At 70.2% G+C, this 26,656-nt stretch carries 24 protein-coding genes; 9 read left to right on the top strand and 15 right to left on the bottom strand.

What is annotated here, in order from left to right; translation table 11 throughout:
• Positions 1-1,312: S8/S53 family peptidase (locus HW578_RS07475; RefSeq protein ID WP_198369922.1), on the bottom strand; the 1,312-nt coding region annotated here is incomplete at its 3' end.
• A gap of 268 nt (positions 1,313-1,580) precedes the next feature.
• On the opposite strand from HW578_RS07475, the gene HW578_RS07470 reads away from it, so the two are divergent.
• Positions 1,581-2,516: a phosphatase PAP2 family protein gene (locus tag HW578_RS07470; RefSeq protein ID WP_198369921.1), complete on the top strand. Its 936-nt coding sequence runs from the start codon at positions 1,581-1,583 to the stop codon at positions 2,514-2,516.
• Positions 2,517-2,562: 46 nt separating this feature from the next.
• The gene (locus HW578_RS07465; protein WP_198369920.1) at positions 2,563-3,747 is read left to right on the top strand and encodes a patatin-like phospholipase family protein; all 1,185 of its coding nucleotides are present in this window, start codon (positions 2,563-2,565) and stop codon (positions 3,745-3,747) included.
• A 12-nt stretch (positions 3,748-3,759) separates the two neighbouring features.
• On the opposite strand, the gene HW578_RS07460 is transcribed toward HW578_RS07465, so the two are convergent.
• From HW578_RS07460 to HW578_RS07425, 8 genes are all read right to left on the bottom strand, one after another.
• Entirely contained in the window at positions 3,760-5,604 is a 1,845-nt protein-coding gene (locus HW578_RS07460; protein ID WP_198369919.1) for a hypothetical protein, read from the bottom strand.
• Between the two features lie 554 nt (positions 5,605-6,158).
• Positions 6,159-6,365 carry a hypothetical protein gene (locus HW578_RS07455; protein WP_198369918.1) on the bottom strand — a complete coding sequence of 69 codons (207 nt, stop codon included), beginning with the start codon at positions 6,363-6,365 and terminating at the stop codon, positions 6,159-6,161.
• Positions 6,366-6,443: 78 nt separating this feature from the next.
• Positions 6,444-8,744 (bottom strand): cytochrome c3 family protein, encoded by a 2,301-nt coding sequence (locus HW578_RS07450; RefSeq protein ID WP_198369917.1) that lies wholly within the window; start codon positions 8,742-8,744, stop codon positions 6,444-6,446.
• 255 nt (positions 8,745-8,999) lie between these two features.
• Positions 9,000-9,389: a hypothetical protein gene (locus HW578_RS07445; RefSeq protein ID WP_198369916.1), complete on the bottom strand. Its 390-nt coding sequence runs from the start codon at positions 9,387-9,389 to the stop codon at positions 9,000-9,002.
• A 74-nt stretch (positions 9,390-9,463) separates the two neighbouring features.
• Positions 9,464-10,321 (bottom strand): hypothetical protein, encoded by an 858-nt coding sequence (locus tag HW578_RS07440; protein WP_198369915.1) that lies wholly within the window; start codon positions 10,319-10,321, stop codon positions 9,464-9,466.
• Positions 10,322-10,355: 34 nt separating this feature from the next.
• Positions 10,356-10,895: a hypothetical protein gene (locus HW578_RS07435; RefSeq protein WP_198369914.1), complete on the bottom strand. Its 540-nt coding sequence runs from the start codon at positions 10,893-10,895 to the stop codon at positions 10,356-10,358.
• 110 nt (positions 10,896-11,005) lie between these two features.
• Positions 11,006-13,585: an arylsulfatase gene (locus HW578_RS07430; protein WP_198369913.1), complete on the bottom strand. Its 2,580-nt coding sequence runs from the start codon at positions 13,583-13,585 to the stop codon at positions 11,006-11,008.
• A 128-nt stretch (positions 13,586-13,713) separates the two neighbouring features.
• Positions 13,714-14,544, bottom strand: a complete 831-nt coding sequence (locus HW578_RS07425) for a helix-turn-helix domain-containing protein (RefSeq protein ID WP_198369912.1) — start codon at positions 14,542-14,544, stop codon at positions 13,714-13,716.
• On the opposite strand from HW578_RS07425, the gene HW578_RS07420 reads away from it, so the two are divergent.
• The 7 genes from HW578_RS07420 to HW578_RS07390 all read left to right on the top strand — a co-directional run bounded on the left by HW578_RS07420 (position 14,512) and on the right by HW578_RS07390 (position 21,666).
• A complete protein-coding gene (locus HW578_RS07420) occupies positions 14,512-14,730 on the top strand; it encodes a hypothetical protein (RefSeq protein WP_198369911.1) in 219 nt (72 codons plus the stop codon). The two genes, HW578_RS07425 and HW578_RS07420, sit on opposite strands and share 33 nt — an antisense overlap.
• Positions 14,731-15,179: 449 nt before the next feature.
• Complete coding sequence (gene crcB / locus HW578_RS07415) at positions 15,180-15,572, top strand: fluoride efflux transporter CrcB (protein WP_232478756.1); 393 nt, start codon at positions 15,180-15,182, stop codon at positions 15,570-15,572.
• A 4-nt stretch (positions 15,573-15,576) separates the two neighbouring features.
• Positions 15,577-15,987: a CrcB family protein gene (locus tag HW578_RS07410; RefSeq protein WP_198369910.1), complete on the top strand. Its 411-nt coding sequence runs from the start codon at positions 15,577-15,579 to the stop codon at positions 15,985-15,987.
• 2 nt (positions 15,988-15,989) lie between these two features.
• Positions 15,990-16,337: a DUF190 domain-containing protein gene (locus HW578_RS07405; RefSeq protein WP_198369909.1), complete on the top strand. Its 348-nt coding sequence runs from the start codon at positions 15,990-15,992 to the stop codon at positions 16,335-16,337.
• 292 nt (positions 16,338-16,629) lie between these two features.
• Positions 16,630-17,838: an efflux RND transporter periplasmic adaptor subunit gene (locus HW578_RS07400; protein WP_198369908.1), complete on the top strand. Its 1,209-nt coding sequence runs from the start codon at positions 16,630-16,632 to the stop codon at positions 17,836-17,838.
• 9 nt (positions 17,839-17,847) lie between these two features.
• Entirely contained in the window at positions 17,848-20,997 is a 3,150-nt protein-coding gene (locus HW578_RS07395) for an efflux RND transporter permease subunit (RefSeq protein ID WP_198369907.1), read from the top strand.
• Positions 20,998-21,003: 6 nt separating this feature from the next.
• Entirely contained in the window at positions 21,004-21,666 is a 663-nt protein-coding gene (locus HW578_RS07390) for a TetR/AcrR family transcriptional regulator (protein ID WP_369407843.1), read from the top strand.
• 85 nt (positions 21,667-21,751) lie between these two features.
• Here the strand turns inward: HW578_RS07390 and HW578_RS07385 are convergent, their stop codons facing one another.
• The 6 genes from HW578_RS07385 to HW578_RS07360 all read right to left on the bottom strand — a co-directional run bounded on the left by HW578_RS07385 (position 21,752) and on the right by HW578_RS07360 (position 26,370).
• Positions 21,752-21,889, bottom strand: coding sequence for a DUF2252 family protein (locus HW578_RS07385; protein ID WP_198369905.1), 138 nt, complete (start codon positions 21,887-21,889; stop codon positions 21,752-21,754).
• Positions 21,890-21,908: 19 nt separating this feature from the next.
• On the bottom strand, positions 21,909-22,301 hold the full coding sequence (locus tag HW578_RS07380) for a hypothetical protein (RefSeq protein WP_232478755.1): 393 nt from the start codon (positions 22,299-22,301) through the stop codon (positions 21,909-21,911).
• A 221-nt stretch (positions 22,302-22,522) separates the two neighbouring features.
• Entirely contained in the window at positions 22,523-23,503 is a 981-nt protein-coding gene (locus HW578_RS07375) for a hypothetical protein (protein ID WP_198369903.1), read from the bottom strand.
• A 26-nt stretch (positions 23,504-23,529) separates the two neighbouring features.
• The gene (locus HW578_RS07370) at positions 23,530-24,192 is read right to left on the bottom strand and encodes a hypothetical protein (RefSeq protein WP_198369902.1); all 663 of its coding nucleotides are present in this window, start codon (positions 24,190-24,192) and stop codon (positions 23,530-23,532) included.
• Entirely contained in the window at positions 24,189-24,755 is a 567-nt protein-coding gene (locus tag HW578_RS07365) for a hypothetical protein (RefSeq protein WP_198369901.1), read from the bottom strand. Before HW578_RS07365 ends, HW578_RS07370 begins: the two co-directional genes overlap by 4 nt.
• Before the next feature lie 637 nt (positions 24,756-25,392).
• The gene (locus HW578_RS07360; RefSeq protein ID WP_232478754.1) at positions 25,393-26,370 is read right to left on the bottom strand and encodes a DUF2950 domain-containing protein; all 978 of its coding nucleotides are present in this window, start codon (positions 26,368-26,370) and stop codon (positions 25,393-25,395) included.
• Positions 26,371-26,656: the final 286 nt, after the last annotated feature.

Raw genomic sequence — 26,656 nt, 5'->3', positions numbered from 1 at the left:
CGGCGCGGGCCCGCATGGCGGCCGGCGTAAGAGGCCGGACGTGCCTCACGCTGCGCGCCGCCGCGATGGCGCCCGCGGCGAGCGCGCAGGCCGCCGATGTGCCGCCGTAGCCGCGCGCCGCATCGGCGGGCGCGGTGAATTGGCTCGGCGCGACGAGGTCCGGCTTGGCCGAGGCGAAGAGGCGCGGCGCCGGTCCTTGTGCGGAATAGCCGAGCCAGGTCTGGTCGTTGCGCACGGCACCGACCGTCAGCACGTCGGCGACTGCGGCGGCGCCATAAATGCTGCGGCCTGGGCCGATCTGGCCAGGCCCGCAGCGGGCGTCTGGGCAGAACTGCCCGCCATTGCCGGCAGCGAAGACGACATCGGCGAGGCCCCGGCGCGCGATGTCGCCGACCAGTCGGTTCAGCACGTTCTTCGGGTTGGCGCCGTAGTTCCATGGCGACCTGGTGGGGAAGTCGTCCCGCAGATTGTAGACCGACCACGCGTTACAGATGACGCAGGACCAACCCGGATGCGTCCTGCGGAGTTCCTCGATGACCCATCCGAGCGACCAGTAGACCCAGGCTGCCCAGGGCAGGAAGCCGCGGAGGTCGCGGATCCGCGGTGGCAGCAGCGGCAGGTCGATGATCGTCGCCTCTGGCGCGACGGAGAGCACGGCCTCGGCCATGCGCGTCCCGTGTCCATCCGCCCAGGCCCCGGCCTTGGTCCACGCCGCCGAGCAGGGCTTGCGCACCCACCACCCGCCGGCGAATCGGGCATTGGGGACGCGCTTGCGCAGCACGCGAGCGTTGATGCCTTGGTCGACCACGACGACAAAAGTCTTCCGCCCAGTCGCGGACGGGCCCGAAAGGTGCCCGGCGCCGAGCTGGGCAAGGGCGAGGCCGGTCGTGCCGAGATGAGGATAGCCGGCCTCGCTCGGACACCAGCCCCGGGCGGCGGAGATGCCAAGGCTCGACGTCAGCGAGACCTGCAAGCCGCTGCCGGAACCATTCTCGTCCTTGGCGAACTTCTCGAGCTCGGCGATCACATCAGGGCCGAGGACACCGAGGTCAAATATCTCGAAGTCGGGGAACGCGCCCTTACTGCCCGGGATGGACGGCGGCTTTATTTCGTTTCCGTCGATGATGATCCTGAACGTGTCGTCGGGCTGCAGGTCGGATCGGGCGGCCAGGATCGGGCCGAGCCTGTTCTTCAAGCGATTTATCCGGGCAGCCAGATCCTGGCTCACGAAAGTCTGCCCCGCCAATTGCCACGACAGGGCGAGCGGAAGCGGATCTTTGGGTGCGAACGGCGACTGGGGCTGCGTCGGCATTCGTGGCGTCCCTCCCAAATACCCGGGCGGCCTGGACAGGGCGGACCCGAGTGCAGGCTGCCGGCGCGTCGCCGGGAATGGCCCGAATTTTATACGTCTAACTCGGGCGCGGTGCATATAATTCTGCCTGTCAGCGCCGGTCTGCGCCTTCCCGGGTTCGCGCCGGGCCGCTCGCTTGGCCCCAGGTCATTGATACCCCCGCCTCGGGGGACCGCCGCCTGGGTCGGCCGGGAACGATTGGGGCGACTCAGGGATGGGAGTAATGGCCATGTCGGGCACCGTGGAACCACGCGAAGCGTCGGAGGCGTCGGAGGCATCAGAGGCGTCCGGCATTGTCCTGCCAGCCGAGAAGCAGCTCGGGCGCCCGATTGGCGTCTCGCCCTCGCCAACCACCGAGACGGTCGGGAAGACCCAATGGTGGCAGGGGAACCGCTGGCCGCCCGTGAAGCCTGCGGTCAGCTGGGCGCCGCTGCCGATCCAGACGCCCTTTATGCCGCGGTCGGGCGCCTTCCCGGAACGTGCCTGGGCGCCGGAGCACTGGGCCAGCGTGGTGCTCGCCGAGGCGCTCACGGTGCCGATGGCCAAGAGCACGAAACCGGCTTGGCAGTGCTGGCCTGCTGAAGAGGCGATCCCGGGCACCGACGAGATCAAGAAAGAGATCAGGGAGCTCGAGGCGCTCATCGAGTATCGCCCCGCGGTTCTGGCCGAGGCGATGGCGCAGAAGGACGCGATCCTGCAGTACTTCTCCGGGATCCTGACCTTCGGACGGCGCAGCCATCCGGCGACCGTTTATCTCTGCATCGTCGGGCTCCGCGTCGCGAGCCTCATTGCGATGCACTGGAAGGACCATTTCAACCGTGTGCGTCCGTCCCGCCTGTCGTGCAGCCTGATGCCCCCGATCGACCCGCCGGGGCATGCCGCCTTTCCGAGCGGGCATGCGACGCAGGCGCATCTCCTGGCGCACCTGCTGGAAAGGGTCATGCCGATCGGCATCGTGCCGCAACGGCGGGAAGACGGACCACTCTACCTCATGGCCGAGCGCATTGGACGGAACCGCGAGGTGCTCGGCCTACACTACCCGTCCGATACGAGGGCGGGCAGGGCGCTCGCGGCGCACATCGCGACGAACATCCTGTTCCAGCCCGGCGCAAAGAAAGTTGCCGCGCTCATCGACGCCGCGAAGAAGGAATGGGGCCGCAGGTGAACAACCGTCGGCCGGTCCGCGTCGCGGGCGGGCGGGCCGGGCGCGCATGAACCTTGCCCGGCGCCTCTCCCGCCCCGGGCCGAAGCGCATCCTGTCCCTCGACGGCGGCGGCACGCGCGGCATCGTCTCCCTCGCCTTCCTGTGCGGGATCGAGCGCGCGCTGTGCGGCGATCGCACCGACGAATGCCTCGCCGACCATTTCGACCTGATCGGCGGCACCTCCACCGGCGCCATCATCGCCGCCGGCCTCGCCCTGGGGTGGCGTGTCGATGCCATCATCGAGATGTACATGCGCTTCGCCGAGCAGGTGTTCCGGCCGCGCTGGCAGCGCTGGCTGCTGGCCAACCGCTACCGCGCCGAACCGCTCGAACGGCTGCTGCGCGCCTCGCTGCAGCCGCCGGGCACGCCGGAGGACGCGCCGGACATCCTGCTAGGCGATCCTGCGCTACGCACCGGCCTCGCCATCGTCACGAAGCGCGTCGACACCGGCAGCGTCTGGGTCATCAGCAACCTGCCCGATGCGCCGCACTACCGCGACCGCCACGGCCGGGCCAACGGCAATGCGCGCATTCCGCTGCGCAACCTGGTGCGCGCCTCGGCCGCGGCGCCGATGTTCTTCGAGCCGGCTGAATTCGAGCTCGGCCCACGCCTCGATGGCACTGCGCAGCGTGGTCGGTTCGTCGATGGCGGTGTCAGTCCCTACAACAATCCCGCGCTGCGCCTGCTCGAACTGGCGCGCCTGCCGGTCTTCGGGTTGCGCTGGCCCGTGGGGCCGGAGCGGCTGATGCTGGTCTCGGTCGGCACCGGCCGGTTCCGCCTGCGCGACGCCGAGGTGCCGCACCTTCGCACCGCACCCGGCGCCTGGCTGGCGCGCGCACCGTTCCGGCTGCCGCTGATGCAGGCGATCTTCGCGCTGCGCAGCACGGTCACGGATGGGGAAATGCTCACCCTACGTGTGCTGCAAGCCCTCGGCCGATCGCCGGCACCGGCGGACATCGATTCCGAAGTCGGCAGGATGGAGGGTGGCGGCATCGCCGAGGGGCCGCTCTTCACCCTGCTCCGGTACGACCTCGATTTCGACGCGATGGCGCGCGAAGGCACGATAACCGCGGCCGACGCCAGGCAGTTCCAGCACTTTGACGCACCTGAGGACATGCCGCGCCTGCACGAGATCGCCGCGAGCGTCGCAGCGCGGGAGGTGTCTGCCGCGCATCTGGCGTTCCCCGCATGACCCGCGGGACGCTCAGCCTGCTTCCACTGCCTTGACCTGGAACAGCTGTGCCCAACCGTCGATATCGAGCAGCATCGATGTCGTCGTGCCGACCAGGGTCGCACCCAGCGCATTCGAGGCGAGCGGGCCATCGAGGGGCAACGCCTCGAGCTCGGCGAGTGCGACCGCCATGACCTGCTGCATCCGCCCCGATTGCCGCGCCAGAAGTTCGAACTCGGCATAGGCGCGAATACCAAGGAAGGTGGCCGAGGCCGCCGGCGACACGAAGCAGGCGAGCGCAATGGCAGTGCCGGCCCAACCCGGCGCGTGCATGACTTCGAGCAGGATCCGCAGGACGACCCCGACCAGTGCCAGCAGGAAGAACATGTCGCCCCAGTGCGCGAGGCGCCGGCTCGCCATCTCGCTGCGTTGGTGCCGGAGGCGATGGTACGTCTGCTGGTCCTGGAACATGCCGTGGCCGACACTGCGCACACGCTCGAGCGCCGGCCCCGCCAGGCTCCCCGACGGCATCGGCGCGGCGCGGCGGATGGCGGAGAAGTACCACGCAACCCAGGCGTCGTGCCGCGGCGCGGTATGCGTGGTGGAAATCCTGCCGTCGTCAGGCGACAGTATGCGTGTCACATCGCCGATCGGCAGCGTCCAGCCCAGTGGCGCCAGTACCCTCTGCTTGCGGCAGAGTTCGGCCAGGAAGCGATAGGTGATCCATCGGTCCTGCCAGCGATAGAGATGATTCGCGCCGACCAGCAGCGCGATGGCCGAAAGCGCGGCGAGTTCCACACTTGCCACGAGAATATGCGCGCCAGGCGGGACCACGAACCCGATGGCCGCTGAGATCAGCACCAGGCCGGCAAGGAAGAACACGGCGACGTAGGAGGACCTGTAGCGGTCGCCATAGGTCTTGGAGAGCAGTGCCGCCTTGGCGTGGTGATCTTCCCACCAGGCCTCAACCGGTCCATCGGGTTGCGGGACGCCACGCTCTTCATAGGGCGGCGTGGGTGCGATGCGTCGCAGAAAGGCGGCGTAGACGCCCCGCAGGCGCGATGGACCGGGCGCGGTCTCGCGGAGATAGTCCTCAAGTGGCGTACCCGTCAGGCCGAGCGCCCGATCCAGGCTCTGTGCGAGCCACCCGAGCGAACCGTGCGCATGCGGCCTTGCGGTTTCCACGGGCCGGATGGCCCTTTGGATGAGATGCACAAGCGCGGCCTGAGGCGCCGTTGACGGTGCCTGTGCCTGACCAAGGAGCCGGGCCGTCGCCGGGCGCGCCGGATCGATCCACCACACCGGCAGCCCGGCAGCCAGGGCGGCATCGACGACATCTGCGGTTCCCCCCTCGCCGGCGGCAGGCTCGCCATCCCATACGGCGATCAGGAGATCGCAATTCCTGACGATGTAGCGTCCGATGGCCCGGTAGCTTTCGCGACGATGCGTATCTGCCGATCCGTCGAGCGTCAGGATGCGGTCTCCGTTGGCGCCCGACCGCGCGCTGTCGAGCAGCGCCTCGAATGTGCCCGCGTCCTGGCTGTCGAAGGTCCGGACATAGGCCTCCCGCTCGAAGGGCAGGACGACATCGAGTCGGTAGCCGTGCTGAACGGCCTGGCTTGCCACCAGGCGGTCCGTACCGTCAGCCAAGGGTGAGATGACACTGAGCCGCGGTCTGGCTGCTGCGAGGGCGTAGACCGACGTGACGTCGGAGGCGGCTGCCAACTCATCGAGCGTCCGGCGCACCAGCACGAGGACCTCGGTGACCGCGGATGCGACGGCAAGGATCTCACCGTCGTCGAGTGCCCGGTGGCCGGTGACGCCGACGCGCCACGTAAGCTGCGGCTTCGGTGGCGGGAAGCAAACTTCAGCCTGCACGGAAGTTCTCCTGCCCTTGAGCCGTCAGCGAACCGCGACGCGTCACCTCAAGATCCGAAGCAGTCATTGTGGCAGACCCTCGCACACCAAAGGTGCGTGCAAGTAAGTAATGATACCCAACGCGATGCCGATCCATCAACTGGCCGATCAGCCTTAGCCGCACGAACGCGCTTGTCGCCCCGGCGGCGCGCGCCGTGTCGCTGCGGCTTCGCTGGTGCGGCCAGCATGCTCAATGGGTCACACCCGCTCAGGAGACCCGGGCGCTCCTACTCCACGTAACGGGACACGACCGGCACCTCGCCCTGTTCCTCGATGCCCAGAACCACGCGCGGCGCCTCAGGACCCTGAAGGGCCTCACGCCCCAAGAATTCATTCGTCGGTCATTGGCCGCAGAACCTCGCCGCTTCGCGGCGATTCGTCACCACGAAATGCCGGGACCAAACATCCAACATCAGCCTGCGCGCGACACTGCGGAGCGTTAGCGCGTCGATGGCAGGCCTTGCCGCGGCGCCGCTGCGGTGCAGATGACAAAGCGGCGGTTGCGATGATGAAGGTCAGACTACGTGCTCGACGATCACCAGCGGCGTGTCGGTCGTCACGAGACGCTGCGCCCGTGCCATTTCGCTCGCAGGGAACAACACGATCTTGCGGACGCCATCGGCGACGTGGTCCCGGACTCGCAGTAGCGCGCTGCGCTCGTTCGGGCGAGGTCTGCGGCCGGGGTTGCGCTCACGCTGCATGGCCCTTCCGATGATGGTCATCGGGTATTCCGTGCACGACGCTTCAACGCAACCCGCCACGCGCGCGATCGCCTGAGAGCGTTACGACAGAACGATTCGTCAGCGCGGCGCAGGTCTCGCGATCTCGGTCAGGATCGCGGCGGCTTCGCGGTCATAGGGATCCATCGCGAGCGCGGCCCGCGCGTGCCTACCGGCCTCGACGAGCCTACCGCGGTCACGCTCGAAGGTGGCAGCCGCGATCAGGCTCTCGCGGTGCCGTGGATGCCGCGAAAGCACGGCAAGCGCATCGTCCACCCGACCCAGGCGATACAGGGCGAGCGCGTGGGTATAGGCGAAGCGCGGCTGGTCGGGCGCGAGCCGTGCCGCCGCTTCGAGTGTCGCCGTCGCCTCGACGATCCGGCCCCGGCGGACCTGCAGGAGCGCAAGCGCATAGACCGGTTCGCCATCGGCCGCATGGGCCGAGACCGCACGGCGCAGCAGCGCCTCCGCCACTTCGGGCCGGCCGCGTGCCTCCTCGAAGGCTGCCTGGTTGACGAGCGCCGGCAGGAAGGCGGGGTCGCGCGCCAGCGCCGCGCGAAAGGCCGCCTCGGCGCCTGCCTGGTCGCGACGCTGCACAAGAAGCCCGGCGATGTTCACATGCGCCTCCGGCCGTTCCGCCGCGACGCGTTCGCTCGCCAGCAATTCCTCCCAGGCGCGGGCGAAAGCCGGGCGCGTCGCCTCCGGCATGGCGTCGAGCGGCACCGCTGCCAGCGCGCGCGCCGCCTCGATGCGCACCAGGCGCACCTCGTCGGCCAGAAGGCGCGTTGCATGCACACGGTTCTGCGGCGGCAGGCCATCGAGCGCCCGCAGCGCCGCCGCGCGCACCAGGGGCTCGGGGTCGAACAGCGTCCCGCCCACCGCCTCGCCCACAGGCCGCGTCGATGAGCTGGGCAGCAGCGACAGCGCCGTGGCGCGCAGGATGGCAGGCTGTGTCCGGTCGAGCGCGAGGCGCGACAGTGCCTGGTCCGCGCCGCGCGCAGCGGTGCGCCCAGCATGGATCGCCAGTGCCGGATGCGGTTCTCCGCGTGGTGCGCCATGCCAGGATGCCAATCGTGCCGCCGCCCAGCCCTGCGTCTCGCCGGCGTGGCAGGACGTGCAGGTGTCCGGCGCGCCCACCGCGGCCGCCACATCGGGCCGCGGGATGCTGAATGCATGGTCGCGCCGGCGATCCACGCCCATGTAGGTCACTGCGGGCATGTGGCAGGACACGCATTGCGCGCCCGGCGTGCCGGGCGCGTGGTGGTGGTGCGCGGCCGTGTCGAAGCGCGCCGGCAGGTGGCATTGCGCGCAGACTGCGTTGCCCTCGGCGCGCAGCCGGCCGCTGTGCGGGTCGTGGCAGTCGGCGCAGACCACGCCGGCACGCTGCATGCGGCTCTGCACGAAGGATCCCCACTCGAAGACCTCGCCCTGGATCTGGCCGTCGGCGTGATACTCGCCGCGCACCAGCAGCAGCGGCGCATGGGTGTCGAGGAAGCGCGAACCGGGCAGCGGGTCGGCCACGATCGGGCGGGCGCGCGAATGACACGGGGCACAGGTTTCGACCTGCGCGGCGGTCGCCTGGCGGGGTGGGCCATGCCAGGTGGCGATGCCCCGCGGATCATCGGCCGCGAAGCGCCAGGCGCCGCCGGAGGAATCGCGCAGCGGGACGGACAAGCCACGATGCGCGACATCGGCGCGCGCACCGGCCTGCGCCCAGGCGACGTGCGCGGCGCCGGGCCCATGGCAGGATTCGCAGCCGACGCTGATCTCGGTCCATGTGGTGTCGTAGCGGTCCGTGGTCGCGTCGTAGCCGCGCTGCAGGCCCGTCGAATGGCAGGACGCGCACATGAAGTTCCAGGTCTGGTCGCGTCCGGTCCAATGCAGCGGATCGCCGGCCTGCAGCGGCTCCTGCGCCATCAGGTGGAACCAGCGCTGGCCGCCCTGTTCCCGCGGCCGGCTGTCCCAGGCCCAGGGCAGGGGCTGGCGGCGGCCATCGGGGAACAGCACCAGGTATTGCTGCAGGGGATCCGCGCCGAAGGTCTCGCTGACCTGGAAATCCGCGACCGCGCCTCCCGGGCCATCGGTACGGATCACGAAGCGGTCGCCGTCGCGCCGGAAGGTCGCGGTGTGGCGGCCATCGGTCACGCTGTTGCCAGAGAAGTCGCCGAGCACGCTCGCCGGGGTCGCCGCGGCCATGGCGCGGGCGTGGTCGCTGTCGCGCCAGGCGGCGGTCTCGGCGGCGTGGCAGCCGGCACAGGTGGTGGTGCCGACGAAACCAGCGCGGGCGCTTTCGCGCGCACGGACCAGCGCGCCGCCGTTCAGCAGCGCCGCCAGCAGGAAGGGCATGGCAATGGCCACGGCGAGGCACAGGCCCACGAGCACGCCGCGAGCCGATGCTGTCGGGCATGGCCTCTGGTCACGCGCCACGCGGTGCTGTCCCTGCCTGCATCAGACAGCCATCAGACCATGTCGCCATGCGTCGCGGCCAGCATGCTCCGATATGGCCCGACGCTATCGTCCCCGACGCGGAAAGGCGCCGCGCGATACACGCCGCCCATGGTTAGGTCCTGCAACAGCGATCGGCCGCCCGCGTCGCCGGACATGCTGCGCCAGCAGGGCTGCGCGCCCGCAGCGCCATCAGTCAGTGGCCTCCCGGCGACGCTCGGCGAGCGACGACCAGGCGAGCAGTCCGGCGAGGGCCAGGTGCATCCCAGCCGCCGGCCAGAGAAGCACGCCTGCCTTCTCGCCGCCGATCCCGACATGGGCGAGGAACAGGGCACATAGGACGCTGAAGGTCAGAAGGGCGAGGAGAGGCTGCGCGGGCTGTCGTGGCGACGCGTCGCGCGGCCAGCACGCAAGCGCGAGCGCGAGCAGCGATATGCCGGCGAGTCGGCCAAGCGCCTCGGCCGCGCCGGACAATTCTTCCCCGAACAGTAGGCGGGAGAAGACGGCGGGGGCGACCACCAGCACGCCGGCGGTCGGCACTTCGATCGCGGCCGAGGCTGCGACCGCGCGGCTCGCGCGCATCACCGCTCAGGGTTCCTTGATCGCGGGGATCGCCCGCGCCGGGCCAGCACGAACGCCAGCTACCTTCGTCACCCTCAGAAGCTGAAATTGACCGCGAGGTAGGCGCCGCTCATGGTCATGTTCTCCACCAGCCGATTGCCGCCCTGGTCGAAGGACATGTACCGCCAGCCGAGTTGCACGCCGGCCCATCCGGTCTGGTAGCCGATGCCCGCGAAGGTCTGCCAGGTGAAGTTCGAATCGCCCGTGCCGATGTCGAGGTAGTAAGGCACGAAGAAGCCGGACTGGGCGATGTTGATGCGGCCGCGCACGCCGATGATGCCGTTCCAGATGTTGTCGCTGCCGGACAGGCGCCCAGCGCCGCCGAAGGTCGGCCCGGCATTACCGCGCGGCCCGACCAGCGTGACCGCCGCGTTGTAGTCGGTGGTGGAGTCGATGCCGAGGTAGCGGAAGCCCGCCAGCACATCGACATTGCCCCAGGCGCCGGACGCGACAGTATAGCCGCCGGCGAGCGTCCAGAGCGTTGTCTTGAGGGTCGAATTGCCGCTGGCGTCCACCGTGCTGGAGATCGGGTCGCGCCCCACATCCAGGAGGTTCACGGATTGGACGCGGCTCGAACCCGCGCTGGCGCTGACATACATGATGTCGGTTATCAGCGAGAAGCGGTCGTAGCGGACCGTCCCGGCGAGGGCCAGGGCGGAGTTCAGGTTTGCGAAGTAGTCGTCGGCATTGGCCTTGACGTCCGCTGTCCCGCCGAAGTTGGACGGCACGTTGTAGCGCAGGTTCGCGCTGACCGATGGCAGCCAGACATAGGGCGCGATCTCGAAGCTCCAGCCCGGCCTGAGGCCGGTGTCCTGCGCCGCGGCGCCGGAGGAGGCGCCGATGGCAATCACCGCGGCCACTGCGGTGAGGTTGCGCGCGGAATGTTTTGTCATGTTCGGTCTTTCTTGTGCCTGTCGCTTCCCGACCCTAGCGCATCCACGCGCGGCGATAGCCGCGGCGGGCAGCGCCGGCGAAGGATACCGGCGTGCGCGGCATGCCGATGATGTCGATGAAGACCGAGGCCTCCTCGCCGGCATCGGGCATCGTGCCGGCCAGGACCTGGACGGTGTAGGCGAGGTTGCCGCCCTCCAGCACCGGGTTGCGCAGCACCACCACGACCTGGCGGAGCTCGCCTCCCTCGACGATCGACAGGTCCGCGTTCGGTGGATCGGACAGGAAGCTGTCGCGACCCTGGCTCCAGAACGGCACGAAGGCTGCGGTCCGCATGTTGCCGGCAATACGGTCCGGGCGGTCCGAGAAGAACAGCGTGACCGGGCTGACATCGTGCAGGGTCAGCCGGTTGGCCGCGCGGTCGAAGCTCATGCGCCGCGCGGTCTGGACGAACAGGAAGTCGGCATTGCCGGAGGCGTCCGCCGCGGCGGGGGTCTGAGCCGCCGCGGGAGAGATGACGGCCGCAAGAGCCGCCGCTGCGGCCGCCGTCCTCGCCAGATCACGCCGCGTTGCCATGGCTTCGAACCTCCAGTTGCCGCCTGCCGGGCGCCCTATGCCCGGCATTCCGGCGTGGTGTGGGTCGCATCAGGGTCCCCGGGCGGCAGGACCGCCCGGGAATGCCGGCATCAGTTCCGTCGTTGTGGCGCAGGCGCTGCCGGGGCCGCCGGCGCTGCGGGAGCCGCCGCCGGCGCCGTGCCCGGCGCGGGCCGTTCGGCATCGCGGGCCCGCGACTGGATTGCGGCCAGGAACCGTATGACCGCTTCGGTCGTCGTCGTCGTCTCGCCGGTGTCGATGGTGATCCGGCCGATCCGTCCGGTGAAGTTGAACGGCACCTGGTAGTCGCGGTCGTCCACCGGCGTGCCGGTGTCGAGCCCGACATCGAAGGTCTCGTCCCACGCGAAGGTGAAGGGGATGGTCCGCGGCATACTGCGCTGCGCGACCTGCGTGCCGTTGACGGACAGCGTGCCGGTGCCGCCATGGGCGAAGGGTGCCGGCCCCTGCGGATCGAGCGCGAAGTCGAACACCACCGTGTGGCGCCCGGGCGGCAGGGCCTCCGGCGCCTCCCACTTCACGCGCTCGAGGTCGAGCATGTTCATGGTGAACACGGGCCTCCCCTCGCGCAGGTAGAGGCCCCATCCGGCGAAGCGGCCGCCCTGGGTTACGAGCATGCCGTTCGCGCCGCCCTGCGGCACCTCGATCTCCGCCGTGATCCGGTAGGATCGGTTGAGGATGTTCGGCGCGGCATTCGACTGCGTGCAGCAGGAGCTGCCGGTATAGACGAACTGACGCCGCCCCGCCGCAGGTCCCGGGCGCGTCGAGATCATCGCCGCGATCGAGTTGTTCAGCGGGAAGACCTGGTTGCGCGTGGCCTCCATGACAAAGAGTTCCTGCATCCTGCGCAGCCGCTCGGGCTGTTCGGCCGCCAGGTCGCGGACCTGAGTCGGGTCCGCGCTCATGTCATAGAGTTCCCAACGGTAGCCGTTCATCACGTCCGACGGGAGCGGGGAGGTTGCCCCGGCCCAGGGGGTCGAGGGCGGCGTGGTGCTGGCGATCCAGCCATCATGGTAGATGGCGCGGTTGCCCAGGATCTCGAAATACTGGGTGCGGCGGGTGGAGGGCGCCTGTGCTGCCTCCCGCGGCAGCGTGTAGGCCATGCTGACCCCGTCCATCGGCCGCTGGGCGATGCCGTTGACCATGTTCGGCTGCGGGATGCCGGCGAGGTCGAGGATGGTCGGCACGATGTCGATCACATGGTGGAACTGCGTGCGGATGCCGCCGCGGTCGGTGATGCGCGCGGGCCAGGACACCGCCATGCCGTTGCGGGTCCCGCCGAAATGCGAGGCGACCTGCTTGGTCCAGCGATAGGGTGTGCTGAAGGCCCAGGTCCACGGCACCGCCATGTGGTTGTACGTGCGGTCGGTGCCCCAGACCGGGATGAAGGGCATCTGCTGCTCGGCTGTGAGGGCGACGCCGTTGAAGTACATCACCTCGTTCGGCGTGCCGTTGAGCGAGCCCTCGGCGCTGCTGCCGTTGTCGCCGCTGATGTAGATGATCAGCGTGTTGTCGCGCTGGCCGAGCCGCTCGACCTCGGCGATGACGCGACCGATCTCGGCGTCGGTATAGGCGAGGTAGGCGGCATAGACCGTGACCTGGCGGATGAAGAGCCGCTTCTCGGCGTCGCTCAGGCTGTCCCAGCGCGGCAGGAAATCGGGCCAGGGCGGCAGCACCGCATTGGCCGGGATGACGCCCATGCGCTTTTGGTTCTCGAAGATGCGTTCGCGCAGGCGCTCCCAGCCGTCGTTGAAGAGGTTCATCGCCTCGATGCGCTGGACCCATTCCTGTGTCGGATGATGCGGCGCATGCGTGCCGCCGGGCGCGTAGTGGATGAACCAGGGGCGGTTGGGCGCGATCTCGGTCTGGGTGCGAATATAGGTGATGGCGTCGTCTGCCATCGCCGTGATGAGATTCCAGCTGGCCGGTGGCGTGCCGAGATAGGGATGGATCGGCGTGGTGTTGCGGAACAGGTTGCCCGGCTGCCACTGCGACGTGTCGCCGCCGACGAAGCCGTAGAAATAGTCGAAGCCCATGCCGGAGGGCCAGTTGGTGAAGGGGCCGGCGCTGCTGGCTTCCCAGGGCGGGACGTTGTGGTTCTTGCCGAACCAGGCGGTGGCGTAGCCGTTCTGCTGCAGGATGCGCCCGATCGTCGCGGTCTCGGGCGGGACGATGGAATTGTAGCCGGGATAGCCGCTCGACAGTTCGGAGACGTTGCCGAAGCCGACCTGGTGGTGGTTGCGCCCAGTGAGCAGCGCAGCGCGCGTGGGCGAGCACAGCGCGGTGGTGTGGAAGGTGGTGTAGCGCAGGCCGTTCTGGGCGACGCTGTCGAGTGTGGGGGTCGGGATCACTCCGCCGAAGGTGGACGGCGCGGCATAGCCGACATCGTCGGTCAGGATCAGCAGCACGTTCGGCGCGCGTTCCGGCGGCATGGTCTGCGGTGGCCAGGCCGGCGCGCTGTCGATGGCGTTGGGCAGGATCGCGCCGGTGAAGGGCGGCGTGGGGGCGGGCAGTTGCAGGCCCTGTGGCGTCATCACCGCGCTCGGCGCGCCGGGCGTGCCACGGACCTCCTGCGCCGGAGCGCCCGCGGCTGTGGCCAGCACCATCGCGGCCGCCGCCAGCACCGCAAATCCTGTCCTGGACGTCGAGGCCATGCGTGTTCTCCTGGAACGCCGCCAGCCGCGGCTGTGCCTTGGTTCAACGCTACCATGATGCCTGCTGACGGTCTCGTGCGAATGCACCCGACGCTATCCGAAATGGGCAATCTTGCGGCAGGGGGCCGTCAGCTGGGATGCGTCGCCGCAGCCGTCTGCGACGGCAGCTCGCCGAACAGCTCGCGGTAGTCCTTGGAGAAATGGCCCAGGTGCCAGAAGCCGTGCGACAGCGCGACCGACTTCACGAGGCGTTCGCCGTCGTTGCCCGCGCGCAGCGCCCGGCGCGCCAGCACCAGGCGGCGAAGCTTGAGGTAGGCCGGCGGGGTCATGCCGACGACCGAGACGAAGGCGTCGTGGAGCTTGCGGCGCGAGACGCCGATCGCCCCGCACAGGTCGTCCCGATAGATTGGGTGAGAGATGTTGTGGCGCAGGTACTCATCCGCGGCGCGCACCACCCGCATCGCCTCGCGCACGGCGCGCCCGCGCGGCTCGGTTCCGAGGCCGGGCGCCAGGGCCGATGCCACCAGTTCCTTCAACGATGCTGCGAGCCCTTCCGCACAACCCGGCGCGATGAGCGCGCTCGGGGCCTCATGGGCCAGCCGCCCCGCCGCATCGAATGCAGCCGAGAGTTCTCCGAAGATTTCGGGTGTCATGTCGAGCACGCCGGGCATAGCATCACGATGTCGGTCGCGGCTGAGATCGGCGAGTTCCTCCGCCATCGCCGTCGGCAGGGCGAAGGACCCCCACACCTGGGGGTCCGGACAGGCCACGATGAACTCCATGCCGCCAGGCACCAGTATCGCGTCCTGCGCGCCGATTGTTGTCCCGTTCGTGACTGGCATCCGGCCGCTGCAATGCAACGGGACGATAACCGCAGACAGGCCAGGTTGGATCGCCGCACGCGTGACATGCGCCGAATCCGCCGCGTGCTGCATCACGACATCGCCGACCTGCAGCACGCGCAGCGTTGCATCGAAAGGTTGTCCGGGCATCGGGAGATACTCGACCTCGCCGCCGAGCAGCGCGGCCGCGAAGGAATCGGGATCGCGGTAGCGACGAACACCGGCGGCCGCGTGCTCGCCAATCGTCCTCAGCATCGGTCGATCTCCAGCGACCCGGGCTTCGGCAAGACCCCGCGGAGATGAGGCTGACGTCCCAGTACCTGGGACGCGGCCACCTGTCCGCGACGTCCGGACAGGGCGCTCTCGGGTCCGTGAACTTCATGATGCTGCGCGTTCGCGAATGGGCGGGTCAATGTATATTTCGGGGCGGTTTCCGGGGGCTCCGGTTGCCACCCTGGGCAGCGGACATCCACACGCAGCACAAGCGCTACCGTGGTCCGCATCGGCATGACTGTTGCTGTTCCGAGAGGTGCTGCTTCCGTGCCCACCAGCCGCGGCCGTGAGCCGCGCGCCGCAGCAGGGCGGAGCACCTCTTCCGCGCTGGACCACGTGCGTGCCGGCGCAGGTCATGCCAGGTCGGCGGAAGCGCCCCGCGGTTCCCCTTGACCGGAGGCTGCCCTAGTCTCCTGCTGCGGGCTCCGACATGCCCGGCGGGCGGAAGCTCCGGCGGATCCGGGCATGGACGACATCGCATGATCGACCTGGTGCTCGTCACCGCCGGCGGCGCGCTCGGCGCCTGCGCACGCTTCTGGATGTCGGGCGTGGTCGCCCGTCGCGTGGGCGAGACCTTCCCCTGGGGAACGCTGGTGGTGAACGTGAGCGGTGCGGTGGTCATCGGCCTGCTCGCCGCGCGCCTCCTGACACCGGAGGGCGTGGCCGAACCCTGGCGCGCGACCTGGCTGCTGCTCGTGACCGGCGTGCTCGGCAGCTACACCACCGTCTCATCCTTCAGCCTGCAGACCCTGGCGCTCGCGCGCACCGGGGAGGGCGGGCGGGCGGCGCTGAACGTCATCGCCTCGCTCGGCCTGTGCCTCGGCGCTGCCTTCGCCGGCCACCAGGCCGGGCTGCGCATCTTCGGGGGCTGAGCGGATGACGCCGCGCACCCGCCTCTACCTCGCCATCGCGCTTGGCGGCGCGGTCGGCTCGGTGGCGCGCCATCTCTGCGCTCAGGCCGCGCTGGCGCTGCTCGGCCCGGGCTTCCCCTGGGGCACGCTCGGGGTGAACGTCGCGGGTTCCTTCCTGATCGGCCTCTACGCCACGCTCACCGAGCCCGATGGCCGCGTCTTGGCGACGCCCGCCATGCGCCAGGGCGTGATGGGCGGCTTCTGCGGGGGCTTCACCACCTTCTCGGTCTTCAGCCTGGAGAGCATCCGGCTGTTCGAGGTCGGGCTCTGGGGCCTCGCCGCAGGCTATGTGGTGCTCTCGGCCGCGACCTGGCTGTTGGCGGTCTGGCTCGGTCACCGCCTCGCGCAACGCATGAACCGCCTTCGGGGGACATGAGCATGACCACGGACACGACCCCTGCCAGCCTGCTGCGGATCTTCATCGGCGAGAGCGACGCGTATGGTGGCCGACCGCTGCACGAGGCGATCGTGCTCAAGGCGCGGGCGATGGGGCTCGCGGGGGCGACCGTGCTGCGCGGCCCGATGGGCTACGGCCGGTCGAGCCGGCTGCACACCTCCAAGATCCTGCGCCTGTCCGAGGACCTGCCGCTGGTGATCGAACTGGTCGACGAGGAGGCGAAGGTCGAGGCGCTGATCGAGGCGCTGCACCCGATGCTGGGCAGCGCGCTGGTCACCCTCGAGGCGGTGCGCGTGGTTCGATACGGGCATGATGCCCGGCTGGAGTGAGGCCGTCCCGCATGGCGGGCCGCCACAAGGACCTGCATGGCCCTGCGGTGCGTGTCGCCGCTCGGACCCTGCCCGCCGGGGCGCCACGCCGGTCTCGGCGGGCTTCGCCCGCGCTGCACACGAACATGTCGTCGGCGATCCGGATGCGGCAGGAACTGCCCAGAACATGAGCAAATGATTGCTGGGGGCCGATTTTTCTTCGCCGGATGGCCCGGTCCGCGCGGTTGAAGTCTGGAGGAAACTCACCAGTATCCCGCCAGTCCCAAACCCATCCGTGTCGAAACGAGGCTCCATGACAAGAAAGTCCGCCGCACCCGCGCGCGCACTGCTGCGCGGAAGCCACGCTTCGTCCGCCAGGCCCCCGCGGCTTCTGGCGCTGGGCTTCCTGCTGTTCGCCTCCGTCGGCTGCGATGAATCGCCGATGCGCGCCGCCGCGAACACCGCCCCGCCGGCGCCCGTCTCGGTGACCGTGGTGACGCTGGAGCGCCAGGAAATACCGGTGACTTCGGTGCTGCCGGGACGCACCGCGCCGGCCCGCGCGGCCGAGGTGCGGCCCCAGGTGGGCGGGGTCCTGCGGGAACGCTTGTTTACCGAGGGGGAGGCGGTCGTCGCCGGCCAGCCGCTGTTCCAGATCGACCCCGCGCCCTTCGAGGCCGCGGTCCGCCGCGCCGAGGCGGCGCTGACGCGCATCGAGGCCGCCGAGCGCGTGGCGTCGAGCACCGCCAACCGTCTGCGCACGCTGGCGCGTGTGCAGGCGGTGAGCGAGCAGAACCTCGAGAATGCCGAGGCCACGCTGCGCCAGGCCCAGGCGGACGTCATCTCCAGCCGGGCCGCGCTCGAGACCGCCCGGATCGACCTCGGCTACACCCGCGTGGCCTCGCCGATCTCCGGGCGCACCGGCCGCACGAGTGTGACGCCCGGCGCTCTGGTCACCGCCAACCAGCCCACCGCGCTCGTCACCGTCACGCAGCTCGACCCGATCCTGGTCGACCTCACGCAGCCGAGCGCGGTGCTGCTGCAGCAGCGGCGCGACGTGGAGAGCGGCGCGCTGCGCCGTCCCTCGGCCGACCGCGCGGTGGCGCGCCTGCTCCTGGAGGATGGCTCCGAATACCCCCATGCCGGCGAAGTGCAGTTCTCCGAGGTGATCGTGGACCAGGGCACGGGCTCGGTCACGCTGCGGGCCGTGTTCCCCAACCCCGAACAGCTTCTGCTGCCGGGCATGTTCGTGCGCGCGCGCGTCGAGGAAGGTGTGACCGACCGCGCCATCCTGGTGCCGCAGCGCGCCGTGCTGCGCACGCCGCGCGGCGAGCCCATGGCCTACGTGGTGAACGGGGAAAGCGTGGTGGAGCAGCGCGTGCTGCGCGCGAGCCGCACCGTGGGCAACGACTGGCTGGTGACCGAGGGTGTGGCGGCCGGCGAGCGCGTGGTGATCGAGGGGCTGCAGCGCATCCGCCCCGGCGCCCGGGTGCAGGCGCGCGAACGCCCCGTCGCCGGCAGCTAGGCCCCCGCCATGGCCCGCTTCTTCATCGATCGCCCGGTCTTCGCCTGGGTGATCGCCATCGGCATCATGCTGGCCGGCCTGCTCGCCCTGCGCGGCATGCCCGTCGCGCAGTATCCGGCGATCGCCCCGCCCGCCATCTCGATCAACGTCAACTTCCCAGGCGCCTCGGCCGAGACGGTCCAGACCACCGTGGTGCAGGTGATCGAGCAGCAGCTGAGCGGCATCGACAACCTGCTGTATTTCGACTCCCAGACCACCAAGGACGGGGCGGCGCGCATCCAGCTGACCTTCGCGCCCGGCACCAATGCCGACACCGCGCAGGTGCAGGTGCAGAACCGCGTGCAGCTGGCGGTTCCCCGCCTGCCGCTGACGGTGCAGCAACAGGGCATCCGCGTCGTGAAGTCCTCCGGGAACTTCCTGCTGGTGGTGGGCTTCGTGTCGACCGACGGCCGGATGGAACGGATCGACATCTCCGATTTCCTTGTCTCGAACGTCCAGGATCCGATCAGCCGCACCCCCGGCGTCGGCGACTACCAGGTCTTCGGCGCGCAATTCGCCATGCGCATCTGGCTGGACCCGGCGAAGTTGGTGAATTTCGGGCTCACGCCGTCCGACGTCGCGGCGGCCGTTCGCGCCCAGAACGTGCAGGTCTCGAGCGGCGAGATGGGCGCATTGCCGGCTGTGCCGGGCCAGCAGCTGAACGCCACCATCATCGGTCCGTCCTACCTGCAGACCGTGGATGATTTCGGCGCCATCCTGATCCGCGTGCGCTCCGATGGCGCGCAGGTCCGCCTGCGGGACGTCGCGCGCATCGAGATCGGCGGCGAGAACTATTCGATCACCACGCTGCTGGACGGCCGGCCCTCGAGCGGCATCGGCATCCGCCTCGCGAGCGGGGCAAATGCGCTCGACACCGCGGCCGCGGTGCGCGCCACGATCGACCGCCTGCGCCCGAGCTTCCCGCCGGGGCTCGAGGTCGTCTACCTGCAGGACACCACGCCCTTCGTGCAGCGCTCGATCACGGCGGTGATCAAGACGCTGCTCGAGGCGGTGGTCCTGGTGTTCGTCGTGATGTTCCTGTTCCTGCAGAACTTCCGCGCCACGCTGATCCCGACCCTGGCGATCCCGGTGGTGCTGCTGGGGACATTCGCCGTGCTGAGCGCGCTCGGCTTCAGCATCAACACACTGACCATGTTCGGCCTGGTGCTGGCAATCGGCCTGCTGGTGGACGACGCCATCGTGGTGGTCGAGAACGTCGAGCGCGTGATGGCGGAGGAGCATCTCTCCCCGCTCGAGGCGACGCGACGCTCGATGGACCAGATCACCGGCGCGCTGGTGGGCATCGGCCTCGTGCTTTCGGCGGTGTTCCTGCCGATGGCCTTCTTCGGCGGATCGGTCGGCGTGATCTACCGGCAGTTCTCCGTGACGGTCGCCACGGCCATGGGCCTGTCGGTGCTGGTCGCGATCTTCTTCACCCCGGTGCTCTGCGCCACGCTGCTGCGGCCGCACAAGCCGGACCAGGGCAAGCGCGGCTTCTTCGGCTGGTTCAACCGTGGCTTCGAGCGCATGACGCGCGGCTATGTCGGCCTCGTGGGCGGCAGCCTGCGGCGGCCTGCGCGGATGCTGGCGCTCTATGCCCTGCTGCTGGGCGCGCTCGGCTACGGCTTCCTGCGCGTGCCCGGCGGCTTCCTGCCCAACGAGGACCAGGGCATCGCCTTCGTGCAGGTGACCGCCCCGCCGGGCGCCACCGCCGACCGCACCCAGCGCGCCCTGGACGAACTGGGCCGCTACCTGCGCGAGGAGGAGAACGCCGTCGTCGACAACCTGTTCGCGATCAACGGCTTCAGCTTCGGCGGCCGCGGGCAGAATTCCGGGCTCGGCTTCATCACGCTCCGCGACTGGGACGTTCGGGGCCGCCCGCAGGACAGTGTCCAGGCCCTGACGGCGCGGATCAATGAGCGCTTCGGGCGGTATCAGGATGCGCTGATCATCGCATCCTCGCCGCCTGCGGTGCGCGAGCTCGGCAATGCCACCGGCTTCACCTTCCAGCTGCTGGACCGCGGGGGGCAGGGCCATGCGGCGCTGATCGCGGCGCGCGACCAGCTGCTCTCCCTGGCTGCGGCCAGCCCGGTGCTGACGCGGGTGCGGGCGAACGGGCTGAACGACGAGGCGCAGTTCCGCCTGATCGTGGACTGGGAACGCGCCAGCGCGCTGGGCCTGTCGGTCACCGAGGTGAATGCCACGCTGTCGACCGCCTGGGGATCGACCTACGTCAACGACTTCATGGATCGCGGGCGCGTCAAGCGGGTCTACATGCAGGGCCAGCCCGAGGCGCGCATGGTGCCCGGCGACCTCGACAAGTGGTTCGTGCGCAACGCGCAGGGTCAGATGGTGCCCTTCTCCGCCTTCGGCCGCACCGTGTGGGAGTTCGGCTCGCCGCGGCTGGAGCGCTTCAACGGCATCGCCTCGCGCGAGATCCAGGGCCTGCCCGCCGCCGGCTACACAACCGGCGAGGCCATGGCGGAGATGGAGCGGCTCGCGGCGCAGCTGCCCCCCGGCTTCGCTTTCGAGTGGAGCGGCATCTCCTTCCAGGAACGGCAATCCTCGGGACAGGCGCCGGCGCTCTACGCATTGTCGCTGCTGGTGGTATTCCTGTGCCTGGCGGCGCTCTACGAAAGCTGGTCGATCCCGACGGCCGTGATGCTGGCGGTGCCGCTGGGCGTGCTGGGGGCGGTGCTCGCCACCCTGTTCAAGGGCCTGTCGAACGACGTGTATTTCCAGGTGGGCCTGCTGGCCACGATCGGGCTGACGGCCAAGAACGCCATCCTGATCGTGGAATTCGCGCGCGAGGGTTTCGACCGGGGCCTCTCCCTGGCCGAGGCGGCCACCGAGGCGGCACGGCAGCGGCTGCGGCCGATCGTCATGACCTCGCTTGCCTTCACGCTCGGCGTCGTGCCGCTCGCCATCGCGAGCGGGGCGGGCTCGGGCGCACAGAACGCGATCGGCATCGGCGTGGTCGGCGGCGTCGTTTCGGGCACGGTGCTCGCCGTGATCTTCGTGCCGCTCTTCTTCGTCCTGGTGCTGCGCCTGTTCGGTGCGCGGCGGAAGGACGAGGCGGCGCCTGCCCCGGCCGCTGCCCTGCACGTCCCGGCGGAGTGATCGGGCGTGAGTGAGGTGCTCGACCGCCCGGGCTGCGCGCCGGATTCGCGAACCGGTCCGCGCGCCGTGCCGACCGACGGCGCGCGCCGTCGGCGTCTATGCGAGGCTGCCGCAAGCGTGTTCCTGCGCGACGGCTATGCCGCCGCCAGCATGGACGAGGTGGCACGCGCGGCGGGCATGTCGAAGCGCACGCTGTACCAGGTGTTCCCGTCCAAGGCCGCGCTCTTCGAGGGGACGATCGCCGCGACGCTCGTGCCGGTCGCGCTCGACACCGAGCTTGAGCGCGAACCCGACCTGCGGCGCGCCCTCACGGGGATCCTGGCCGCGGCGGCGAGGCACCTCCTGGCGGCGCAGCAGATCGGCATCTATCGCCTGGTGATCGGCGAGCGGCATTGCTCCCCGGAACTCGCTGAAGTGACACATCGCGTGCTGACAAGCCGGGGTTCGAGCGCGCTCGAACGGCGGCTCACGGCTGAGGCGGCCGCGGGGCGGCTGCGCTTCTCGAGCCCCACGGTGGCGGCTCGGATGCTGTATGGCATGGTGCTGGGCTCGGCGCAGATCCGCTTGCTGCTCGGCGTGCGCGATCCGCTCGAGCCGGGCGAGATCGCCAGCCTCGCGGAGGAGGCGGTGGCGCTTTTCCTCGACGGCGCGGTGGTGCGGGAGGGGTGAGGCGACGTCCTCGGCGACCCTTGGCGTCAGAGAAGCCAAGCGATCGTGCGGCCAGTATGAAGGAGGCGGCGAGGCGCTTCACGTCTCATTCGAAGGGCGCCGGCAGCGTCTCGTCGAGATCGTTCATGTCGCAGATGCCGCTGCGCTCCGGCGTGGCGAGGCCGCCGAGGTTCATCAGGTAGCAATCGCAGCAGGCCTGCACGCGCAGGCCCGGGCTCGGCATCCTCGCCAGTCGGCAGCCATCAGCCCAGCCGAGCTGCGATGGAAGGCGAAGGGCGAGGCGAGCATCCATCCCGGCGGATCGGCACCAACTCCGGCAGGCGCTCGGCGTCGTAGGCCTCCAGCAACTCGATGGGATCGACGCGGTCGGCCGGCTTCTTCCATTTGCCAGATGCACTGCGCGGCACGGTCTCGCGCAGCGCCTTGCCTACCGCCTCGTGCTCGTCATGCGATCGGTGCGCCACGCCGGAGTTGCGCTCCGGCGTCGCTGCGACCGGTGCTGCTGCCGGCGTCGCGCCCGCTGTGGCAGCGGGCTTCAGGTGCAGCACACGAACCGATGGCTTATCGTCAGGCATGGCACGCCTTTCGTCGGCGCATGGTTGAGACACGTCCGTTGTGATGATGCGATCTTCCACAACACGCGGTGGTCCGCCGCAATCGCCTGGTCTGGCGACAGCAGCAACGTCCCGACTGCGGCCACGGACCGCGGAGGCCGTCCCGGAAGCCCGGCTGGGCTGGGGGGCTTAGCCGCGGAGCATCTCGACCGGATACGCGTCTGCGGCGGTATCGAGCACATCGGGCCGGGATGTGTCGCGACGGTGCGCCGCGGCGCCGAACGTCGGAAGGCAGATGACGCTCAGAAGCTCATGCCGATGCCAACCGATGTGCCGGTGATGTTGTTGTCGCCGATGAAGTAGCGCGCCACCAGCCGGATGCGCGACAGGTTGATGCCGAGGGCGCCGACCTCGTAGCGGCCAACGTCGACCTCGATGCCGCCGCCGACCTTGGCCGCCCAGGTGAAGCCCATGATGTCCGCCTGGTCGCCCAGGTAATAGGAGAAGGACCCGTCCAGCACCCAGCGCACCGGCCGCCCGAAGGCCTCCCAGCCCGTCGGCCAGCGGTAGCGCGTCCAGAGGCTGGCGGTTTGCGCTGTGGAGTTGCCGCGCGCCGCGCGGATGGTGTCGCCGAAGGTCTGCAGCTGGATCTGCGTGTAGCGGAGTTCGACATCGATGTCCCGTTCCGGCCGGTAATCGTAGTAGGCGAGCATCAGCGACCCGCCGATGCCCCAGACATTCACGTGCTGGTCGGTCAGCGCTGAGATGTCGCGGTCCGTGCGGTAGTTGATGAACTGCCCGAACAGCGACGCGTCGGACGCCGCATAGCCGCCCGAGACATTCAGGATCGGCCGCAGCCACAGGTATTCGCCGATTCGGATATCGTAGCCGACGCCGAGCGTCGCGGCGATGTTGTTCCACCGCAGCGGACTGCGCCGCGTGCCGAGGTTGGTGAAGACCGCGCGCGGATCGTAGCGCGCGGTGCCGACATAGGCCTCGGTGAACAGCGGGAAGCTGTCGCTCCAGGTGAAGCCGAAGCCGAACTGGCTGAGGGTGAATGTCGATCCGCCGTCATTCGCGCTCACCGTGCTGCGGTTGATCTGCAGCGCATTGGCCGACCCGTCGGGCGACATGTTGTAGCCCATGATGCCGAGCACGCCGCCGGGCCGTATTCGGATCTGGTCGCGGATGGCATCGATGCGCTCAAGGATCGCCTCGACGCGCTCCCCGGTCGGCTGCGCCACAGCCAACGCGGGCAGGCCCGGCATTGCGGCGACGGCCATGCCGCGTGCCAGCCACCGCACCCAGATCACGGCGCCGGCCCGGCGGCAGGGATGGCCGGCCGCGGTAGGGCGAGCATGGCACGGCGCAGCCGATCCTCCGCGGCGCGGATCAGTTCCACCACATCCTCGTCGGTGAGGTCGGATGCGCGCGCGTTGAGCAGCGCGTGGTCTTCGCCGATGCGCACGATGATGGCCGAGTATTGCGCACGCGCTATCGCGATGGCGGGCGGCTCGTTCGGATCGGCATTGCGACCGATCGCTGCCGTCAGGGCCTGGACCAGTGCCTGCACGGACGGATCGGTGACGCCGATGGCGCTGCGCAACTGCGGCGCCTGCCAGTTCTGCCGGGTCGCCCGCCGCAGGAAGGCGCCGAGGTCGGCGACCGGCTGCTCCCCGCCGGTTCCGGCGCGCCCGGCCTGCTTCGCCAGATCGACGAAGGGGTTTTCCGGATACGGCAGCACGCCATCATCGGCCATGCGCCCGAGCGCGGCGAGGTAGGTGGCCAGCGCCTCGCGCATCGCCAGCGCACCCTCGCGCACATCCTCCGAGACCGGCGGCGGCAGGCGCCCGGCGGGGAAATCGACGGCGAGGCTGGCGGTGCGCGACCACTCGCGCACCGGGGTGTAGTCGGGCGCGCTGCAGGCGGCCGGCAGCGCCGCCAGGGCGGCAATCAATATGCGACGCATCATGGCTGCACCACGGCGCCGACCGTCCCGGCCGCGCCAGGCTGCAGCCCCACCGCAGGATCGGGCGCGAGGAGCAACATCAGGCGGCGCAATCGGTCCTCCTGGGCATGGATCTCGCGCTCGACCTCGCGCTGCCGGATGTTGGACGCGCGGGCCTTCAGCAAGGCGTGGCCCTCCCCGATCGTCGCCAGCAGCTGGCGGTAGGTGTCCTGCTCCGATCCCGGCAATGCGGCCATGCCGCGCGACAGCGTGCCGACCAGCACCTGCACCGGCGGATCGGCGGCGCGGATCAGCGGCCGCAGGCGCAGGTCCTCGATGACCGTCGGCGACCCGGCGCTGCGGGCGCGCGCGCCTGGTTCGAGATTGGCCGCCCGGGCAGCGGCCAGCAGGCGGCCGATCTCCGCGACCGCGGCTCCAGCGGCGGCGTCGGCCGATGCGGCGCGCGGCACCAGCGGGGCGAAAGCCTCGCTGCGGAAGGTCAGCATGCTTTCCTCCTGCGCAAGGACCGAGAGGGCATAGAGATAGACAGCGAGCGCTTCCTGCTGCGCAATCAACCCGTCGCGCACGGCGGGCGCGGGAGCCTGCGCGGCGCTCGGGTGGTCCGCGAGAACGCTCGCGAGACGCGCCCAATCACGCATGGCCGTATTGGGCGGCAGGGCACAGCCGACCAGCAGAACGCCCACGAGGAGATTGGCCGCCGACCTCAGTACGATTTGCCCCTGCCTGATTGCGACCCTACCCATCCTTACAGGTCACGCTGTCGCGAGGGCAACCACGGATGGTGCCCGTGCGCTCGGTGGCCGGCCTTCGGCGCCGTTCGCGGTCGTGGTGGCGTCAGTGGCATTGCCGGGGGCCGGGGGGCGCGACCGGCCGCCGTCATCCGGACCGTTCGGGGACCAAGGACCCGCGCCGCCAGGACCGCGAAACCCACCATCAGCGGCGGCCCGGGCACCACCATGATCGCCTCCACCTGGTCAGGCTCCGGCATGGCCAGCAGCGGCGCACGTCATCCTGCGCCTCGAAGACCTCAACCTGATGGCCTTGGGTGCGCCGAACAGCGCCGCGGCAATGCCAAGGCCTTGCGGGCGGACGGCATGCGACATCCCGCGCGTCAGCCCGACGGAGGCGCAAGCCTGCGAGAGGCCCGTCGGCACGGTGTCCGTCGCGCTCATCCCGCGCGCCGTCCGGTCACGCGCGGCGTCGTCAGTTCGGCACGCGCGCCCAGCCCGTGCCTGGGTCGTAGGCTGTGATGCGCGCCACGGTCCGCGCCGTGTCCGGCCCGAAGTCCCGTTCGAAGACCTCGCCACGATGGCTGACGATGAAGGTCTTGATGCCGGAGCGGCCGTATTGCAGCGGCCAGGCGATGACGCCGAAGCCGCCGATCATCCGGCCGTTCACCACGAAGTCCATCGCGCCGCCCGGCGCCGAGGGGCCCTGCGCCTCGAGGATGCGGAACAGGTAGCCGTTGAGCGGCCGCGGCGCGTCGCCGGGCCGCGCCGGCGCGTATCCGCCGGCGCTCGCGGCGGCGACGAAGGGACCGAGGGGGCTCGGCGGTTCGTCCTCCGTGGTTGCCCAGAACAGGCCGTCGCGCTGGCCGGGGGTCGAGAAGAACCTCCGGGCATAGGCCATGAACGCGCCCTGCCGCCCGGCGCTGCGGGCGTAGTCGTCCTGCGCGTCGACGATGGCGAGCAGCGTCTGGATCGTATCGAGTTCGTTCCGGCCGATGCGCCGCGTCACGATTTCATCGGCGCCCTGGGCGGGATCGAAGCGCCAGCCCTCACCGCGACGGACCATAGGAACCGGGAAGGGGTATCGATCCTCGCCCACCTCGACGATGGCGCGCTCCGGAGCGGGCCGCAGCACCGCATGCCGCGCATCGTAGGCGGCGGCGAAGCGCGCCACCGCCGCGGCGTCCGAGGCGCGGTCCCCCGTGCGGATCAGGGGCAGCGCCCCCTCTCCGAGCACGCGCACCAGTCCGGGCACATCCTGACGTCGCGCGGCCTGGGCAAGGGCTTCGAAACCCTGCTCCGGCGTTGCGAAGCGCTGTGGCGGCACGGGCTGGCGGGGCCGGGGCGGCGGGGCCTCGGCAGAGGGCGCTGCGGGCGCCGCCGGCGTCTGCGCCACGGCGGGTCCGAGGCAGGCGGCGACCGCGAGGCCCGCCGCAAGAATGGTTCTACGCATCGCGCTCACCTCCTGCCTCCGCGGCCACCGCCACCGCCACCTCCGGCACGCCCGCCACCGCCGCCGGCGGGGCGGCTGGCTGCGTGGGCGCCGGCGGACTGGCGGCTGCTCGCACCGCGCTGCGAGGCGGCCTGGACCTGTCCGCCCTGGCCCATGCCCTGGAAACCCTGGCCCCCGCTCCGCTGTCCGCCGGCGGGTTGCGACTGGATCTGGGGCCGACCGCTCGCGCCCACGCCGGATGGGAGGTCGGAAGAGCACACGCCTGAGCTCCGGTCTCGGCAGCACC

It is taken from the genome of Roseomonas rosulenta (assembly GCF_016106005.1).
Classification (GTDB): domain Bacteria; phylum Pseudomonadota; class Alphaproteobacteria; order Acetobacterales; family Acetobacteraceae; genus Neoroseomonas; species Neoroseomonas rosulenta.
Note: the sequence above shows the minus strand (reverse complement) of the source record. Positions and strands in the feature narration are given on the sequence as shown.

Coding starts and splice junctions, on each gene's coding strand:
- HW578_RS07405 (WP_198369909.1), top strand. CDS start 15,990: ATGACCACGGACACGACCCCTGCCAGCCTGCTGCGGATCTTCATCGGC.
- HW578_RS07395 (WP_198369907.1), top strand. CDS start 17,848: ATGGCCCGCTTCTTCATCGATCGCCCGGTCTTCGCCTGGGTGATCGCC.
- HW578_RS07385 (WP_198369905.1), bottom strand. CDS start 21,889: ATGCCGAGCCCGGGCCTGCGCGTGCAGGCCTGCTGCGATTGCTACCTG.
- HW578_RS07375 (WP_198369903.1), bottom strand. CDS start 23,503: ATGGCCGTCGCCGCAATGCCGGGCCTGCCCGCGTTGGCTGTGGCGCAG.
- crcB (WP_232478756.1), top strand. CDS start 15,180: ATGATCGACCTGGTGCTCGTCACCGCCGGCGGCGCGCTCGGCGCCTGC.
- HW578_RS07455 (WP_198369918.1), bottom strand. CDS start 6,365: ATGACCATCATCGGAAGGGCCATGCAGCGTGAGCGCAACCCCGGCCGC.
- HW578_RS07435 (WP_198369914.1), bottom strand. CDS start 10,895: ATGGCAACGCGGCGTGATCTGGCGAGGACGGCGGCCGCAGCGGCGGCT.
- HW578_RS07410 (WP_198369910.1), top strand. CDS start 15,577: ATGACGCCGCGCACCCGCCTCTACCTCGCCATCGCGCTTGGCGGCGCG.
- HW578_RS07370 (WP_198369902.1), bottom strand. CDS start 24,192: ATGATGCGTCGCATATTGATTGCCGCCCTGGCGGCGCTGCCGGCCGCC.
- HW578_RS07470 (WP_198369921.1), top strand. CDS start 1,581: ATGTCGGGCACCGTGGAACCACGCGAAGCGTCGGAGGCGTCGGAGGCA.
- HW578_RS07445 (WP_198369916.1), bottom strand. CDS start 9,389: ATGCGCGCGAGCCGCGCGGTCGCAGCCTCGGCCGCGATCGAAGTGCCG.
- HW578_RS07360 (WP_232478754.1), bottom strand. CDS start 26,370: ATGCGTAGAACCATTCTTGCGGCGGGCCTCGCGGTCGCCGCCTGCCTC.
- HW578_RS07400 (WP_198369908.1), top strand. CDS start 16,630: ATGACAAGAAAGTCCGCCGCACCCGCGCGCGCACTGCTGCGCGGAAGC.
- HW578_RS07465 (WP_198369920.1), top strand. CDS start 2,563: ATGAACCTTGCCCGGCGCCTCTCCCGCCCCGGGCCGAAGCGCATCCTG.
- HW578_RS07430 (WP_198369913.1), bottom strand. CDS start 13,585: ATGGCCTCGACGTCCAGGACAGGATTTGCGGTGCTGGCGGCGGCCGCG.
- HW578_RS07440 (WP_198369915.1), bottom strand. CDS start 10,321: ATGACAAAACATTCCGCGCGCAACCTCACCGCAGTGGCCGCGGTGATT.